The organism is Streptomyces sp. NBC_01214, from assembly GCF_026340975.1.
Classification (GTDB): domain Bacteria; phylum Actinomycetota; class Actinomycetes; order Streptomycetales; family Streptomycetaceae; genus Streptomyces.
The window spans coordinates 1,765,775-1,783,005 of the sequence record NZ_JAPEOS010000001.1 but is presented as its reverse complement, the minus strand read 5'-3'; the positions used below and the strand labels follow the sequence as shown (position 1 = coordinate 1,783,005).

Here is a 17,231-nt window from a genome sequence, read left to right as displayed (position 1 = left end):
CATGACGACACACAAGGTCAACATCGCCGAGAAGCTGGCCGGTTTCACCGAGCAGTGGGCCCCGCGGCGCCTCGCCCGCGTCAACGACTACGAGATCAAGGCAGCCCGGCTCCAAGGGGAGTTCATCTGGCACGCCCACGAGGACACCGACGAACTCTTCCTGGTGGTCGGGGGCACCCTGACGATCCGCCTGCGCGACGGGGACGTGGTCCTGGGCCCCGGCGAGATGTACGTGGTCCCGCGGGGCGTCGAACACTGCCCGGCGGCGGCGGAGGAGGCGCAGATCCTGCTCTTCGAACCGGCCGGCACCGTCAACACCGGTTCCGAGGGCGGCGACCGCACCCGGGAGCCGGTGGACGCGTAGCCCGGCCGGTCGTGCCGGAGCCGGCACGGGTCGGCACGCACGTCGACACCCACGTGGCACACACGTCGGCACGCACATCAGCACGCACGTCGGCACCCGCCAGCGGACACCATCCGGCCCGGCGGTCCCAGCGGTCAGGCCTGGGGGGACCGGGCGTCGTACCGGGCGAAGTTGCGCCACCGCAGCGCGAGCAGCCCCAGCACCAGTACGCAGGCCAGCCCGCCGCCCGTGACGGCCACGGTCGGGGAGATCAGATCGGCGGTGGTCCCGGCGAGGAAGTCGCCGAGCCGGGGCCCGCCCGCGACGACGATGATGAAGACGCCCTGCAAGCGGCCCCGCATGTCGTCGGGGGTGGCGGCCTGGAGCATGGTCGTGCGGAACACCATCGAGGCGGTGTCCGCGTACCCGGCCAGGGCCAGGAAGAACATGCCGAGCCACAGGTTCCGGGTGAGCCCGAACGCCGCGACGGCGAGCCCCCAACCGGCGACGGCCAGCAGGATCGCCAGCCCGTGCCGGCGGATGCGGCCCTGCCAGCCGGAGAACAGCCCGCCGAGCAGCGCCCCGGCGGCCAGCGCGGCGACCAGCAGGCCGACGGTACCGGGGCCGCCGCCGTACCAGAGCGCGGCGATGGCCGGGAACAGCGCCTTGGGCTGGGCGAGCACCATGGCGGCCAGGTCGGAGAAGAAGGTCATCCGGATGTTCGGCCGGGTGCCGAGGAAGCGCAGTCCGTCGAGCACGGAGGCTCTTCCCCGGGCACCCTCGGCCCGGTCGGGCTTCATCGACGGCAACTTCCACATCGCGTAGAGCGCGGCGCTGAAGGTGACGACGTCGATCAGGTAGGCGGTCCCGTAGCCCGCGACGGTGACGATGACCCCGCCGAGGGCCGGGCCGACCATCGACCCGAAGGTCATGGTCATCGAGTTCAGGGCGTTGGCAGCGGGCAGCTGCTCGACCGGGAGCAGCCTCGGGATCATGGCGGACCGCGCCGGTCCGGTGAGCGCCCCGCAGACCGCCTGGAGCGCGACGACGGCGTACAGGAACCAGACGCGGTGGAAGTCGAGCAGCGCGGCGGCGGCGAGCACGACCGACAGCGCGGCGGAGCCCATCGAGCTGTAGAGGCCGAGGGTGCGGCGGTCGACGGTGTCGGCGATCGCGCCGCCGTAGAGGCCGAAGACGACGAGCGGGACGAGCGAGAAGAGGCCGACGAGCCCGACGGAGAAGCTGGACCCGGTGATGTCGTAGACCTGGAGCGAGATCGCGAGGGTGGTCATCGCCTGGCCGACCCACGAGATGGTGCCGCCGAACCACAGCCGCCGGTAGTCCGCGGATGCGCTCAGCGGGGTGAGGTCGGCGAATATGCGCTGCCAGAGCTGAGGCGGGGCGGTCGTCGGGGTCACAGCGGATGATAACCACTGGCCGTCCGCCGCCCTCCTGGAATTTCGGCCCCTTCACACACCGGCAACAGTCGCCACACCCTGCTCCGGACTCCCGGACCGGGCGGAGCATTACCGGTAACTCGCCACTATCACCGGACATTTGACCGAATCGACGTGCGCTCCTCACCTCGGGTTCAGCTCATGATGAAAAGACTCGTATGTCCAGGGAGGCGTAGTGATCGAACCTGGCAACAGCACCACGAGCACCGGCACGACGCAGAACACGGTGCGCCCCACCGTCCCCCTCACCGTCGGCGTCGAGGAGGAGTTCCTGCTCGTCGACGCCCGCAGCTTCCGGGTGGTTCCCGCCGCCCCGCTGGTCCTGGCGACGGCCGGCGGGCTGCCCGGCGAACTCCACCCCGAGGGCACCCGCTACCAGGTGGAGATATCCACCCCGATAGCCCACTCGGCGGCCTCGCTGCGCGCCGAGCTCGCCGCCCTGCGGCGCACCGTCGGCCGGGCCGCCCGCGCCCACGGCTGCCGGCTACTGGCCGCCCCCTCGCCGGTCGTCGCCGTGGAGGGGCCGCTGCACCTGACCGACGACGAGCCGCGCCAGCGCGAGCAGCACCGCCGCTTCGGCGCGCTCACCGACACGCTGGTCAGCTGCGGCCGCCACATCCACATCGGCACGCTCGACGTGGACACGGCGGTGGCCGTGTCCAACCGGATCAGACCCTGGCTGCCCACGCTGATCGCGCTGGCCGCCAACTCGCCGTTCTGGGGCGGCCGTGACACCGGTCATGCCAGCTGGCGGGCGATGGCCTGGTCCGGCTGGCCCTCGGCGGGCCTGCCCCCGCACTTCACGTCCACGGCGCACTTCCGGCGCTCGGTGCAGTCCCTGCTCGGCTCCGGGGCGGCCCTGGACACCAAGATGGTCTACTGGGACCTCCGCCCCTCCGGACACTGGCCGACGCTCGAGATCCGGGCGCCCGACATGTCCCCGGACATCGACTCGGCCGTCCTCCAGGCCGAACTGGCCCGCGCGCTGGTCTCCACGGCGCTGCGCGAGATCGCGGAGCGCCGGCCCGAACCGGCCGTACGGGACGACGTACTGCGCCTCGCGCGCTGGCGGGCGGCCCACGACGGCCTGGAGGGCTTCGGCCTCGACCCGTACACGGGGACGGAACTCCCCGCGGCGGACCTCGCGGAGGCCCTGCTGGACCTGGTCGCCCCCGAACTGGCCGCCGCCGGCGACCTCGACCACGCCGCGAAGACCCTGGCGGGCCTCCTGCGCGACGGCTCGGGCGCCCACCGCCAGCGGGTGGTGTTCGCCCGTCGGCAGGACCTGACGGACGTACTGCGCCACCTCACGGACGAGACGGAGGACTTCTGACCCACCCGGCTCCGGCTCCCGTACCCCCGGCACCCCTCGGCCGGGGGTACGGGTCCGCGGGCCCACGGGGGCACGGGGTCACGAGCCGTACCGCGGCACGTCCGGAGCCGCGAGCGCCACCCGCTCCCACCGAGCGCGACGGCAAAAACACCGAACGCAACAACAAAACAGTCATTCTCATGGCCCGAACCATCGGGTCGGCACACAATGGGCCAGCAGGAGGCATCTCCAGGCATCTCCGCCGAAAACGAACAGTGATTCGAGGGGTCCCGTACATGACGTTACCTATGGGGGGCGGCGGATCCGCTCAACGGCCGGGGCACGGTCACTGGCCAGCGGCGAGTCTTCTCGGCCGGCTCTCCGAGGAACCCCGCGAACAGCTGGTCCGGCTCGGTCGGGAAGTGCGTTTCGAGCGGGGCGAACGATTACTGCGGGAGGGCGAGTACGGCTCGTACGTGTTCCTCCTGCTCAGCGGCTGGTACAAGGTGCTGGCCCGGACGCAGGACGATCGCGAGGGGCTGTTGGCGGTCCGGGCCGGTGGGGACCTCGTCGGCGAGCTGGCCTGTTTCGATGCCCAGCCCCGGGTCGCCACGGTCGTGGCCGCCGGTACGGGCAGCGCGAAACTGATAGCCCGGCAGCCGTTCCTGGACCTCCTCGCGACGTACGAGGAGGCGGCGCAGGCCGTGATGTGCACGGTGGCCGGGAAGCTGCGCTGGGCGACACGGCGACGGCAGGATTTCGGCGGTTGCCCGGTGGGGACACGGGTGGCCCGGGTCCTGCTCGAGTTGGCCCGGGCGTACGGGCACCCCTGCGCGACCGGTGTCTCGATCGGGGTGTCGCTCACGCAGCCCGAGTTGGCGGAGCTCGTCGGCGCCTCCGAACCGAGTGTGCACCGGGAACTGCGTTCCCTGCGCGAGCGGGGCGTCGTCGAGACCGGCTACCGTCGGGTCCTGGTCAGAGACCTTTCGGTCCTGACGGTCGTCGCCGACGGGGACGCCCCTCAACGGAACGTCCCCGCGGGCATCGGCCACGGGCTCGCCGCGGCGACCACCGCACCCACCCGCCCGACGCCGCGGCCGGTGTAGACGCACTTCAGCCCGGCTCTCGGACAGCCGGGGCGCGTTCGGCCGTCAGTCAGTGCCCGCCGTGGTGGAAGTGGTGCCCGAGGTCGTGGTGACCGGGGTCGTGGTGACCGGGGTCGTGGTGGCCCGGATCGTCGTGATGTCCGTCCTGGTGGTACGGATCCTGGTGGTACGGATCGTCGTGATGCGGGTCCTGGTGGTACGGATCCGCATGGTGCGGGTCCTGGTGGTAAGGATCCGCATGGTGCGGGTCCTGGTGGTAAGGATCCGCATGGTGCGGGTCCTGGTGGTAAGGATCCGCGTGATGCGGATCGGCGTGATGCGGATCGGCGTGATGCGGATCGGCGTGATGCGGGTCCTGGTGGTGCGGGTCCTGGTGGTGCGGATCGGCGTGGTGCCCGTCCTGGTGGTGCGGATCGGCGTGATGGGGATCGTGGTGGTGCGGATCTCCGTGGTGCGCAGGGGCGTGGTGCGGGCCCGGGGGCCGGGGGGCTCCGGCGTGGCCGCTCGCGTGAGGCCCGCTCCCGTGGTGGGCGCCCGACCGGTGCCGCCCCGGGTGATGTCCTTCGGCCCGAACGTCATCGCGCACGTCCGTACCGTCCGTGCTGTCCGTGCCGTCCGTGCCGTCCGTGTCCTCGAAGTCCCGGTCCCCGCCCCCGTACGAGACGCCGGTGTCGGAGCCCCCCAGCACCCACTCCCGCAGCGCCGGACCGTGCGAAAACACCGTGGCCGCCAAGTGGGCGGCGCCCAGCGCCGGGACGACGAACTCGCGCATCGCCGTACGGGTCGGGGAATGTCCCCAGATCACCGGCTCCGGCCGGGGATCCCGGACGGGAGCCGAGGGCGGCACGTGGAGCCAGGCGCCGCTGGCGAATTCCTTCTTCTCGATGGCCACCTCGATCCGGCGGAACTCGGCGGCCAGCCCCCGCCCGTCGGGCAGGATCACGTCCCGGTACATGTCGTCCGGCACGGCCAGCGCCAGGTCGCTCCCCTCTTCGTCCTCGAGGGCGCCGCGCAGTCCGTCGGAGTCGACCAGCCGGTTGACCAGGACGACGGAGTCGCCCAGGTACCCGCGGTCGGCCCGGGAGACCGATCCCATCGCGAGGGCGGCCCGCATCCGCATCCGGCCGAAGGCGCCGGGCGTGCGGTTCGCTTGGTAGAGACCGTCCCGCAGGCCGTGGACCAGCGCGGGGACCACGCGTACAGCATCGATCCTGGCGGGGAAGAGGACGAGTTGGCCGTCTCCCTGCACCTGCTGCTGGGCACGGACGCGCAGCACCCGGGACCGGCGCAGCGCGTGCTCGACCACGAGTCGGAGCCGGTGCTGCGCGTCCTCCTGCGCGCGGTAGCCGTGACGGCTGTACTGGCGCAGGTCCACGGCCAGGCACAACCGCCTGCGGTACCGGGCCATCACATCCTCGTCAACTCGGCGATGAGGTCACCGGTCTCTTCGTCGACCCGGCTCAGGCGGTCATCCAGCCGGCTCAGTTCGGTGCGGCGCTGTTCGACTGCATCCTCGCCCTTGTCCAGGGCCGCCCGGGCGGAGACCACGCTGCGGGTGAGTTCCTCGATCCGGGAGGACATGGCGTGGCTGATCTGCCTCTCCAAGGGCTCCATCGTCTTCGCTGCGAAGGCCCGTGCGGCCTCCCGCGCCTGCGTGGGTGCCGCAATCCGCAGCTGGGTGGCCATCGCGCAACCGATCTCCTCCCGCATCTTCTTCTCCACGCGGTCACCGGCGAAATTGACCTGGAAGAAGCCTTGAGCGATCCAGGCCGCAACCAACGTCGGCAATCCGAACGGGGTGAACAACCAGGCCAGGGCGACGCCAAGAGAGGGCAGGACCGTACGCAACGCCTCCTTCGCCCCGAACTGTGTCCCGACCAGAACACCCGCCGGCCCGCCGATCGCCCACCCGCCCACGCCCGCCAGGAACCGGGTCAGGGGTTGGGCTTCCAGATCTCCCCCGACGGCCGCGCCGGACGCCCCCTGCAGTTCGATCCGCAGCTTGGCCAGTGACTCGTCGAAAGCGACGAGTTCGGCGTTCAGCCGCTTGGCGAGCCGCTCCCGCTCCTGCTCGATCACCAGTTTCAGCGACCCGGTCACCCAGAGGGCGACCTTCTCCTCCATGGCCTTCACCGTGCCGTTGGCGATCTCGTCCGCCACCTGCCCGGCGCGTTCCTTGGCCTTCAGGGGGTTCATGCCGAGCTTGGTCGTGATGTCGACGCTCTGTGCGATGGGGAGCGCCTCGTCGGCGATGCCCGTGAGGAAGCCCCCGAGCAGGCTCTCCACCCGGTCCTGCAGCTCACGGGTCTGGTTGCGGATGTCCAAGGAGATCTGGCGGGCCAGCGCCTCCAGCTCCTTGACGGGCTGCTGGGCCGCGGTCCAGTTCCGTTCGAGGTCAGCTTTCTCCGACTCGAGCATCTTCAGCTCGGAGGGGATGTTGTGGCGCAGTTCCTGGGCGACGTCGCGCAGGGTACGGGCCGGGGCGAGCAACTTGACCTTGTGGCGATCGGTCACGAGGTAACGCTCCAGCTGCCTCTCCACCGCGTCCACGCCGGTGCGGCGGAACGCCCCGTCGTCCTCGGCCATGCGGGCGCGCAGCGCCGACTTGGCGTCGACGAAGAAGAACCGGCCCTCGTCCCTGTCCTCGCCCCGCAGCGTGGTGATGCGTCGCCGGGCCGAGTGGACGACGTCGTCGCGCTCGTGATCGTCGATGGCGTCGAAGTAGGTGAACACGAAGAACGGGTCGTACGCACTCAGGTACTTCTCCAAAAAATCGGACTCGCTGATGCTCATCGGGGCGATCGCATGCTGCAGGAAGATCACCGCATCCGCTTTGCTGAGGTGAGTGAGGGTGATGCCGTCGTGGGTCGCGTACGCGTTGAGGCCGGGCGAGTCGATCAGTACGACGTTGTGGCGGCACAGCTCCAGCGGCCAGGACACTTCGGCCATGACGTACGGGCTGCGCTCGGCGCCCGTCGCGTTGTTCACCGTGATGAGTTCGATGAGCCGGGCCGGGTCGACCGCCTCGGGCTCGTCCGTGTCCTCGGTCCACAGCAGTGCGGCCGGCGATTCGCCGAACCTGACCTCGGTGATCACGGCCGTGGCGGGCACCGCCTTGACCGGCAGCACCCGGTCTCCCAGCAGGGCGTTGACGAAGGTGGACTTCCCCCGGTTGAAGTCCCCGACCACCATCACGTGGAAGACCTGGTTCTCGATCCGTTCGAGCAGCGCCGCCACGTCGTTGACGGCACCGTTGTTGCCGATCTGCTCGGCGGCCTTCTGCGCCCCGCGGCACATCTCGGCCAGCCGCTCCCGCTGTGCGTCGGCGGCAGCGTACCTGCCTTCTTCGGTCGTCATGGGCAAGCCGTCCTCTCCTTGGTTCATTCGTTTTCCTCCCCGACCCGCACGCCGCTGGCGAGTGCGGAACGGATGCGGCCGGCCAGCTCCGTCGCGGCGCTCGCCAGGCGCGGCCAGTCCGTACCGGATGCCGATGGTGCTTCGGCCGCCGCCCGCCGGGCGTCCGCCCAGGCCTCGTGGGACTCGCGGAGTCGGGCGAACACGTCCGCGTAGACCTCACCGAGTGCGTCGACGGCCCGCCGCTGGAAGGCTCCCGCACTCTCGTCGACCGCCCGCACGAGGACGGCGTCGACCTGGCGGCGCCGCTCCTCGGTGGCGTTCCTGATGTGCGTCTCGGCCAGCAGACCGCCGACCAGGCTCAGGACGCCGCTGTAGAGCATCGGCGGCGCTCCGGACCGGCCGGAGCCTGATCGCTGGCGCTGGCGGGCGTAGGCGATCAGAAAGCCGAGGATCGAACCGCCCTGGGCACCCAACCGGGTGGCCAAGCGGGTCTTGGACAGGCTGGAGACCTCGCCGGCGACGTCCGCCTCGGCGGACAGCTCCAACGCCCCGGGCAGTGGGCTGCGCGCCGCACCCGGCAGCCTGTGCGCCACTTCCCGGTCCAGCCAGTCGGTGTCCGCGGCCATGGCCGGCAGCAGGACCGTGCGTTCGGAGCTTCGGGCCAGCAGCGACAGTTCGTGCCCCAGCCGGACCGGCAGGTCGCGTTCCCACCAGGTGCCCGGGTCGGAGGCCCGCTCCAGGTCCCAGCGCAGCCGTTCGATGATGCCGTCACGCCCCTTCTGGACGTGTTCACGCAGACGGGTACCGAGCTGGAGTTGACGTGCCGTCAAATTGCCTTGGATACGGGCCCACTCCCCGTCTTCGCTCTCCCGCAGCGTTTGCGCCAGCCCGGCCCGCTCCGCAACCTCTTCTTTCGACAGCCGACCCGCCGCGTCGGCCTCGGCGGCGATCTGGGCCATCACCTCGCAGTGGTCCGCCACTTGGGCGGCGATCGCCCGGTCACGCCACAGCGCCCGTTCGCTGTCCCGCGCGAACCCCTCCAACAGCGAGCGCAGGGAGGCGAGCTCGGACTCGCCTCCGCCGGGCGCCGGGGCGATCAGCACGGGCAGGCCGGACAGCCGTGCCCTGAGGTCTCGCACGGCCTCCTCGCGGTCGTCATCGTCCACCAGGTCCAGCATGGTCACGACGACGGCCACGAAGGGTACGTGTCGGCACAGGACCTCCTCCTCGAGGAGGCGCCGCTCGGTGATGCTCACCGGGGAGAGGGCCGAGACGACGAACAGCACGGCGTCGCTGCCGGCCGTGGTTCGGCGCACCTGCTCGAACTGCTCCTCCGTACCGGAGTTGACCCCCGGCGTGTCGACCAGTTCGGCGTCCAGACCCGCGAGCCAGTCGTGGGCCACCGCCACGGTCATGGCAGGTTCCGGGGGCGCTGCGGGAGCACCCGGCTCCCGTTCCGCCGGGGGGCCGGTCAGCCCGTCCCAGAGGGTGTCGTCGTCGAGCTTGCGCAGTTCACGGCGGCCGTCCGGCCAGCCGAGGGTCAGTCCCTCCTCGTCGCAGGCCCGGATCACCACCGGTGCCCGCGAGGTTGGAAGGGGACCCGTAGGCAGCAGGTCGCGGTCCAGGAGCCGGTTGATCACCGTGGACTTGCCTCGGTTGAACTCGCCCACCACCGCGATCCGGAACGCGGGCCGGCCGCGCCCGGCGGCCAGCAGGTCCAGCGCCTCCCGGATGGAGTCCTGCCCGTGGTCCTCGGCGAGCTGACGGGCCTGCCGCAGCCAGCCGGGGGCGGCGCTGGCGACATCGGCCAAGCGGCTGGTGGGTTCGTCCTCCGGCGGGGAGCCCGCCGGAGGAGGGGGTGTACTGGTCACTGGTCACGGCTCCTCGGGGTTGGGGACGTTCCGGCTGGTGTGCCGGCGCAGGGCAGCGATTTCGTCGCGCCGTCGTCGGGCGGTCGCCGCGGTCTCCTCGGCGTGAGCGATGCCGGCGGCCAGTTCGGCCCGCCGCCCTTCATGGGCCGCGGTGAGCCGGGCGATCTCCTCGCGCCACTCGTCGTCGTACTGCCGCCGGATCGCGGCGACGCTCTCGGTGAGGCTCTCCTCGACGCGCGGCAGGCAGGCGGCGAGGGCGCCGATCTCTTCGTGCGCGGCAGCGATGACCGGGCTGACCTGCTGCAGGAACTGCTCCCGGGTCGCATCGGGGCCGCGGCGCCCGATGAGCGCGCCGAGCACGCCACCGACGACGGCGCCGATGCCCGGGACGACCAGACCGCCGGCCAGGGCACCGGCCATCGCCCCGCCGCCGGTGCGCCATTTGCCGCTGGTGGTCAGCTGGGTGCCGATCGCGCTGAGCGCACGGTCGATGCCGGACATGTCCGGGGCGGGCGGGTCCGGCCACACCACGGGTGGCACGGGGGCAGCCGTCCTGGTCTCGCCGGCCAGGTCGACCAGCGCGCTGTACTGGGCCGCGAAGTCACGGGCGAGTTCCGCGGCGGCGGTGGTCAGCACCTCGCCGGCCCGCTTCGCCGCCCTGCGGACGGCTTGCTGGGCATCTTGCCGCAGGTGGTTCCGGACCAGACGGGACACCTCTTCCGCGGCGCCGGCCAAGTCGTTGATCTTCTCGCCCGCCACCGCGTTGCCGACCTTCACCTCGAGCGTCGTACGGGACTGCGGTGACGTCCGGCTCAGGGCGGGATTCAGCTCGGTCGCGGCCCGGCGCCGCGTGCGCGCGGCCCAGGTGTCGAGGAAGGCGGGAAAGTCCGGCAGCGTCAGGGTCGCCAGCTCGCGCTCTCCCCGGCCGAGCGCGGTGCGCCGGGCCTCGGCCGTCGCCTCCACCGCCGACAGCAGTTCCGAGAGCAGCCCGAGCGTCGTGGCGGCGACGGCCGACCGGCGGCTGTCCGCGGCGAGCTGCGCGATCCTCGCCTCCACCTCGAGGAACGACGCGAGATGGCCCGACCCGCCCGGCCCGCCCAGCTCGCCCGGCCCACCCGGCCCGCGGACGCCGCCGGCCTCGACCTCGCCCAACGCCTTGCCCGGGGAGCAGGGCAGCAGCAGTGGATCCGCGCAGCCCAGATCCCGAAGCCGGCGCTCGACCACCGCAACGGCTTCGGACCGCTCGTCTTCGTCGAGCAGGTCGAGCTTGGTGAGGACGAACGCACACCGGTCGTGGTGGTCGCTCAGCGGACCGGTGAGGAAGTCCACCAGGGTCAGCGATAGCGCCGCGACGGCGGGCACCACCACGAGCGCCACGTCCGCCTGCCGCGCCGCGGCCTCGGCCAGCTCCCGGTGTCCCCGCTCGGTCACGTTGAACCCCGGGGTGTCGATCACCGTGACTCCGCCGCCCAGCAGCCGGACCGGCGAGAACACCCGCAAACTGGCCACCTCGTCGGCCAGTGTCGTGGTCAGCACGCGCTGTAGCGCCCGCTCCAACGTGTCCGGCCCGGACTCCCGCCTCCGCCCCGCCCACGTGGCGAACGGCACGGACGGCCACTCCAGCAAGGGGCCGTCCGCGGTTCTCACCATCAGCCCTTCGCCGCCCTCGCGGTATTCCAGCACCGTAGTCGTACGCGTCGTCACGAGGGCGGAGGAGGGCAGCAACCGGCGCCGCAGGAAGGCGTTGAGCAGCGTGCTCTTGCCACTGGACGCCTCGCCGAAGACGGCCACCCGCAACCGCGGGTCGGCTGCCCGTACCTGGACCGCAAGGAGCCGGGCCCTCAGCTCGTCGGAGCGTTCGGTCGGAAGACCGAGACCATCGAGCTGCCCCTCGATCCACCGCAGATGCCCGCTGACCACAGAGGTCCAGCCCGCTCCGGGACCGTCAACCACCAGCTGTTCCGTCACGGCGTCAGCGTATGAACGACTGGATGCTCAGCTCCTCGTCACATGATGGGATCGGCGGTGGCAGTTCCCGGTGCGACAAGAGCGTGCGTACGACCGCCCGTCCGCCGCGGCCCACGGCAGCAACCTCGTCCGGATTCCGCCGGAGATCGGCGCCATGACCAACCTGGAGGAGTTCAGCCCGTACGCCTCCCACCGGCCGCACTGGTTCCCGTACAAGATCACCCGGTGCTCGCAGCTGGTGCGGAGCGCGGTCAGCACCCGCGCACTGTTCGGCAACGTCAAGTACCGCCCGCCCTTCCCCCGGCTGCGGCGCCGGACGGGGCGCCGTCCGGCACGCCCTGCTGCCTCACTCGGGCGGACGTGCACCGGCCGAGCCGCCGGCCGAGGGGACCTGACGCCTTCCCTGCCCCTCCCGGCCCGAAGCGCGGGCGCAGGCACCTCCCACCGCAGACCCCCGTCCCGGCACCCCTCGTCACCATCGGATGAGTCCAAGGTGTCGGAGTTGCTGCACGCCAGCCCTTGCCGCCCAGTCCAACAATCACCAAGCCCAGTTCCCCAAGTGACCCAAACCGATTGTGTAACAAGCTACTTGAGGTCACCATTGATGGCACGCATGATGCTCTGCATCACAAGCCCAAACATCTCGATCAGGAGCCCCATTCCATGCCGCAAGCGCCCGATCCGGGTAGCAGAGACCTGCCTTCCCCTCTCCCGTGGGCAACCCGAGCCGGAGGGGCTCCGTATATCCCGGGGCACCACTCCGAGCTCCTGAACAACCTCACGGCACTGTTGAAGGACATCAACGCCAACCCCCTGGTCGACCGATCGTTCACGTGGCCGGGAGCCGCCTCGCCCGTCCCGATGCGCCAGGTGCTCCATTTCGTGGGCAGTTGCGGCCTGTTCACCCGGGAGGGCCGCCCGTCGCGTGTCCTTCTGACACCTGAAGCCAGGCACTTCCTCGAGACAGGTGACACCGACTACCTCATCGCCCTGCTACACGCCCATGTCCGCTTCTTCGGGGAGACGCTGGAGTCGATCGGCGAGGGGCTCACCTACAACGAGCTGCACCAGGTCGCCATCGCCGCCTACGGGTTGAACTGGAAGTCGCTCGACCAAGTCCGTCGACGGGTCCACTGGATGCGCGGCACGGGCCTGGTCGAGTGCTGGACCAACGGAAAGATCGTCCCGACGGACGACGGGCAGGCGCTGCTGCCCCGGCTGAGTCTTGTCCGTCCAAGCGACCTGGAGTCGCAGAGACAGGCCGCCGCGAACCTGCCCGCAGAGCTTCCGGAAGCACCACGTCTACTTGCCGAGCGTCTCGACTCGGTCACCGAGGAGGAGCTGCAGGCACGCAAGCGAGTGTTGGGATACCTCGCGGGTGGAGCGAGCATGGCAGCCCTCAGCCGCCTGGTCGATGCTGCGGCGGCCGGCCTGTCGCGCAACGAGATCATCCAGTTCTCCGCGGAGACGTTCGAGGTCAGCAAGTCGTCCGCCGAGCAGTCGCTCAACACCCTCCAGGGGCTAGATCTGTTGGCCCAGGTGGGGCAGGACCGGTTCGCGGCGACCGACCTCGCGGTGGAGTGGCTCACCTCCGGTGAGGCCGTGGACCTCATCCGCCACCTTCACCTCAGTCTCGCCCTACTCGGAGAGACTCTGGACGCTCTGGAATCCGAATCCGACTCGGGCACGTTGACCGCCGTCCTGGCCGAGAAGTACCCCACGTCGGATCTCACCCGGAAGGACGTGACGGCGCGCGTCGCCCTTCTCGTGGAGACGGGGCTTGCCGAGCGCCTCGGAAACGTGACGCGCAGAACCGCACTCGGTACGACGCTTGCCCGTTCACTGCCCCTTCAGAAGGGCCGGGACGTCCGACGAGACAGCGTGCAGGGTGGGGGGAGGGCGGCCGCGGCGGAGGTCGGCCAGGGCCATCCGCTACCCGGGCAACTGGCAGCTGAGGTAGTCAGCGCGTCCACGGACAGCGCCAACTATCAACGGTTCGAGTGCGCCCTGGCGGAGGCGTTCCGCTACCTCGCCATGGACGTCGAGGTGCACAGCGGCCCGGCCAAGACGGACCTGGTCGTCACCCTGTGGCTCTCTCCGACAAGCCGACGGCGCATTGCGGTGGAGGCCAAGACGGACGGTGCCGGTCTGGTGACCGACCAGGATGTGCGGTTCATGCGGCTCAGCGAACATCGCGCTCGCCATCAAGCCGACCACAGCGTGTTGATCGGCCCCGGGTTCGACGGCCGGGTATTTCGGGAGGCGAGCAAGGAGGACGTGGCCGTGCTGACGGCCAAGCAGCTCGCGGAGACGATCGTCCGCCACTCCGAGACTCCGCTGTATCCGCACGAACTCGCTGCTCTGCTGCTCACGGGCCACGCCGATGCGCTCGAGCAGACTTGGAGCGAGACGGAACGGCGGACCGAAGCACTCGCGCTCGTGGTGAACGCCATGTGGAACAGTGCGAACGATCCGGTCGACATCGAATTCGGTGCCGGCGCACTGGACGTGCGGGACATCTGGCGCGAGACGAAGGCGTTGGTGGAAACCCCGCTCGACAAGAAGGAGATCGAAGAGTCGCTGGCCTTCCTCAGCAGTCCATGCGTCGCAGGCGTGGTCAAACGGGGCACCGATCACACGATCACGGCACCACCGACACTGATCGCTTCACGGCTGCGCTCACTGGCTGCGGCGATCGAGGCGAAGGCGTTCGGCACAGAATCCCGCGGCGACGACGCGCCCGGTCCGATCGCAGGGCCCTCCGGCCCGTCGCATGCCGGCCCGCAGAAGACCGACCCGCCCTCGAACGACATCGAGCCGGCACAAGTACGCACCTGGGCCAAAGCCGAAGGGCGACCGGTGAACACTCGGGGGCGTCTCCCGGAGTCACTGATCAGACAGTACAAGCGGGCTCATGGCCTGCCAGCCGACTGAGCCGGCCGGGGCGGCGCAGGCTTCGTGGTGCGCATGGGGCGGGGCCTGCGGAGAGCGGGGGAGCCCGTAGCCGCCACCCGCGCCGCGCTTCCGCGATCGGGTGAGGCCTGCGGCAACGGCATGGCGGATGGCTCGAATTTCGACCGTGCGGGCGGCTGTGTCGCCAGAGTCTGCCTTCCGGACGGGGTCCATGCGCCGCTGGAGAAGCTCGGCGCGGCGTGAGGGCCGGGTGCTGACTGTGGTCGCCCACACACGCGACACGTGCCCAGGCGATACCCGCCCGCCGGACAGCACAACAGGCACACGGACGTCCCCGCAGCACCCTCGGAACGCGAAAGGCGGCCCCGAGGGGCCGCCAGGGTCACCGTAGTGACTCGCGCCGCCAGCAAAAGACGCTGGTAGATCGTTTCTGCACACCTGGTGTGCAGTGGGGCGGGTGGGACTCGAACCCACGGCCGACGGATTATGAGTCCGCTGCTCTAACCGGCTGAGCTACCGCCCCTTCACGGCGTGGCGCGTACACGTGTGCGCGCCGTCTGCCGCAGCATAGCCGCTCATACGATCTCCTGCCTCGGATGCCTCGCATGATCGGCTTCGCCTGCTCAGAGAGACCGCTCTGAGGGCTGTCCGGTTCCCGGACGCGGTGACAAAGAAAAGAAGAGGACCCCTCGGGGTCCTCTTCTTCTTCCTTGCTCCCCCGGCTGGACTCGAACCAGCAACCCTCCGGTTAACAGCCGAATGCTCTGCCAATTGAGCTACAGGGGACCGCGCTCCCCCGACTGGACTCGAACCAGTAACCTGCCGGTTAACAGCCGGCTGCTCTGCCAATTGAGCTACAGGGGATTGCTGCGGTGCATCGAACAGCCCACCTCCGGCGTTGCCGGGGGGCGAGTGCCCGTTGCGAGTCATAGATTAGCGCAAGCAGGGGGGTGCTCCGCCAATCGGTATCGACAGCGGGCCGGGCACCACACGACGAAGGGTGACAGGCATGCGGTACAAGGTCACGTTCGTGGTCGGACTGGCCCTCGGGTACGTGCTCGGAACCCGGGCCGGACGCGAGCGCTACGAGCAGCTGCGCAAGTCCGCACGGCAGCTCGCGCAGAACCCCGCGGTGCGCAATGCCGCCGAGACCGCGGGTCAGACCGGGCGCGAGTTCGCCGGGAAGGCCTTCACCGCGGTGAGCCAGAAGGTCGGCGACGCCGTCCCGGACTCGCTCTCCGGGCGGGTGCGCGGGCTGCGCGGCCGGGCCGGCGGCGCCGGCGAGGACGACTGGGGCACCAGCAACACCTGAGCGGCGCGGGTCCGCACGCTGGGGCCCACGGGATCCATGAGGTTCCGGGGGCTCCGGACCGGTCGACTCCGGCCCCGCGTGCGGCAGAATTCACCGCATGGGGATAGTCGCCGGGCTGGACAGCTCTTCCGCGTTCACACGCATCGTCGTCTGTGACACCGAGACCGGCGCCGTGCTGCGCCAGGGGTACGCACCCCATCCACAGCCCACGGGTGAACCGGACGGCGCGAATCCCCACGAGACCGACCCGCAGGCCTGGCTGCTCTCGCTCGGCGAGGCCGCCGGCGGCGGGCTCCTCGAAGGGGTCCAGGCCATAGGTGTCTCCGCGCAGCAGCACGGCCTGCTGCCGCTGGACCCGCAGGGCGCCCTGGTACGTCCCGCGCTCGTCGGCAACGACAAGCGCGGCCAGGTCGCCGCCGCCGACCTCATCGACGCCTACGGCGGCCGGCACGCCTGGGTCGAGGCGGTGGGCTCGGTCCCGCACTCCGCCCAGCCGGTCGCGAAGCTGGCCTGGCTGGCCCGCAACGAGCCCGAGGCCGCCCGCCGGATCGCCGTGCTGATGTCCCCGCACGACTGGCTCGTGTGGCAGCTGCTGGGCCGCCCGGCCCGGCGGACCACCGACCGCGGCGGTGCCTCCGGTACCGGGTACTGGTCGGCGGCCACCGGGACCTGGCGCCCCGACCTGGTCGAGCTGGCGCTCGGGCACCGGGCCCTGCTGCCCGAGGTGCTCGGCCCCGCCGATGCCGCCGGGACCACGCCCGAGGGGCTGCTGATCTCCGCCGGCACCGGCGAGACGATGGCCGCCGCGCTCGGGCTGGGGCTGGGCCCCGGCGACGCGGTGGTCTCCCTCGGCGCCTCCGGTTCGGTGATGGCGGTGCACCACGAGGCGGTGTCGGAGCCGGGCGGGCTGGTCACCTCGCTGGCCGACGCCAGCGGCATGCACCTGCCCGTGGTGAACACCTCCAATGCCGTACGGGCGCTGCGCGGCACCGCCGAACTGCTCGGCACCGATCTGGAGGGGCTGTCCGAGCTCGCGCTGAAGTCGACGCCGGGCGCGCACGGCCTCGTGCTCCTGCCGTACCTGGAGGGTGAGCGGACCCCGAACCTGCCGCACGCCGCCGGCACCCTGTCCGGGCTGCGCCGCGACTCGATGAAGCCCGAGCACCTGGCCCGGGCCGCCTTCGAGGGCATGCTGTGCGGGCTGGTGGACGCACTGGACGTGCTGCGCTCGCGCGGGGTCGAGATCCGCCGGGTGTTCCTGCTGGGCGCGGCGGCCGAGCTGCCCGCCGTGCAGGCCGCGGCTCCCGGATTGTTCGGGACGCAGGTCGTCGTACCGGCGCCGGCCGACTACGCGGCGCTGGGCGCGGCGCGCCAGGCGGCCTGGGCGCTCGGTGTGGCGCAGGGCACCCTGGCCCCGCACACCCCGCCGGTCTGGCCGGCCCCCGCGGCCCAGGTCTTCGAGCCGGGCGAGGAGTTCCCGGCGTGGCAGGGAGTGCGCCAGCAGTACCTCGCGACGCGGGAGCAGATCCACCCCGGGGCGTTCCCCGGGGCCTTCCCCGGGGCGTTCTAGCCGGGGCCCGGAGGTGTCCTAG

11 protein-coding genes and 3 tRNA genes are annotated in these 17,231 nt (G+C 71.1%); 6 read left to right on the top strand and 8 right to left on the bottom strand.

The features are described from left to right. The first annotated feature begins 1 nt into the window (after position 1). Positions 2-364 (top strand): cupin domain-containing protein, encoded by a 363-nt coding sequence (locus OG594_RS08340; protein ID WP_266596719.1) that lies wholly within the window; start codon positions 2-4, stop codon positions 362-364. A 134-nt stretch (positions 365-498) separates the two neighbouring features. On the opposite strand, the gene OG594_RS08335 is transcribed toward OG594_RS08340, so the two are convergent. Beyond that, entirely contained in the window at positions 499-1,761 is a 1,263-nt protein-coding gene (locus OG594_RS08335; protein ID WP_266596717.1) for an MFS transporter, read from the bottom strand. A gap of 214 nt (positions 1,762-1,975) precedes the next feature. On the opposite strand from OG594_RS08335, the gene OG594_RS08330 reads away from it, so the two are divergent. Both OG594_RS08330 and OG594_RS08325 read left to right on the top strand, forming a co-directional pair. After that, positions 1,976-3,133 carry a glutamate--cysteine ligase gene (locus OG594_RS08330; protein ID WP_266596715.1) on the top strand — a complete coding sequence of 386 codons (1,158 nt, stop codon included), beginning with the start codon at positions 1,976-1,978 and terminating at the stop codon, positions 3,131-3,133. A gap of 401 nt (positions 3,134-3,534) precedes the next feature. Beyond that, on the top strand, positions 3,535-4,218 hold the full coding sequence (locus OG594_RS08325; RefSeq protein WP_266596713.1) for a Crp/Fnr family transcriptional regulator: 684 nt from the start codon (positions 3,535-3,537) through the stop codon (positions 4,216-4,218). A gap of 49 nt (positions 4,219-4,267) precedes the next feature. Here the strand turns inward: OG594_RS08325 and OG594_RS08320 are convergent, their stop codons facing one another. The 4 genes from OG594_RS08320 to OG594_RS08305 are packed head-to-tail and all read right to left on the bottom strand — an operon-like array spanning position 4,268 to position 11,414. Continuing rightward, positions 4,268-5,626 (bottom strand): hypothetical protein, encoded by a 1,359-nt coding sequence (locus OG594_RS08320; protein ID WP_266596711.1) that lies wholly within the window; start codon positions 5,624-5,626, stop codon positions 4,268-4,270. Further along, positions 5,626-7,575: a dynamin family protein gene (locus tag OG594_RS08315; RefSeq protein ID WP_266596709.1), complete on the bottom strand. Its 1,950-nt coding sequence runs from the start codon at positions 7,573-7,575 to the stop codon at positions 5,626-5,628. Before OG594_RS08315 ends, OG594_RS08320 begins: the two co-directional genes overlap by 1 nt. 23 nt (positions 7,576-7,598) lie before the next feature. Further along, complete coding sequence (locus OG594_RS08310) at positions 7,599-9,446, bottom strand: dynamin family protein (RefSeq protein ID WP_266596707.1); 1,848 nt, start codon at positions 9,444-9,446, stop codon at positions 7,599-7,601. A 3-nt stretch (positions 9,447-9,449) separates the two neighbouring features. Continuing rightward, positions 9,450-11,414 carry a dynamin family protein gene (locus OG594_RS08305; protein ID WP_266596705.1) on the bottom strand — a complete coding sequence of 655 codons (1,965 nt, stop codon included), beginning with the start codon at positions 11,412-11,414 and terminating at the stop codon, positions 9,450-9,452. 789 nt (positions 11,415-12,203) lie between these two features. On the opposite strand from OG594_RS08305, the gene OG594_RS08300 reads away from it, so the two are divergent. Continuing rightward, the gene (locus OG594_RS08300) at positions 12,204-14,348 is read left to right on the top strand and encodes a hypothetical protein (protein WP_266596703.1); all 2,145 of its coding nucleotides are present in this window, start codon (positions 12,204-12,206) and stop codon (positions 14,346-14,348) included. A 428-nt stretch (positions 14,349-14,776) separates the two neighbouring features. Here OG594_RS08300 and OG594_RS08295 read toward each other — a convergent pair. The 3 genes from OG594_RS08295 to OG594_RS08285 form a co-directional block, all read right to left on the bottom strand. Continuing rightward, positions 14,777-14,850: transfer RNA gene (locus OG594_RS08295), tRNA-Ile, on the bottom strand. 190 nt (positions 14,851-15,040) lie between these two features. Next, positions 15,041-15,113: transfer RNA gene (locus OG594_RS08290), tRNA-Asn, on the bottom strand. Between the two features lie 5 nt (positions 15,114-15,118). Then, positions 15,119-15,191 (bottom strand) — tRNA-Asn (locus tag OG594_RS08285). A 145-nt stretch (positions 15,192-15,336) separates the two neighbouring features. Between OG594_RS08285 and OG594_RS08280 the strand changes: the two genes are divergently transcribed. Further along, positions 15,337-15,639 (top strand): hypothetical protein, encoded by a 303-nt coding sequence (locus tag OG594_RS08280; protein ID WP_030012123.1) that lies wholly within the window; start codon positions 15,337-15,339, stop codon positions 15,637-15,639. 97 nt (positions 15,640-15,736) lie between these two features. Then, entirely contained in the window at positions 15,737-17,209 is a 1,473-nt protein-coding gene (locus OG594_RS08275; RefSeq protein ID WP_266596700.1) for an FGGY family carbohydrate kinase, read from the top strand. The last annotated feature ends 22 nt before the right edge of the window (positions 17,210-17,231 follow it).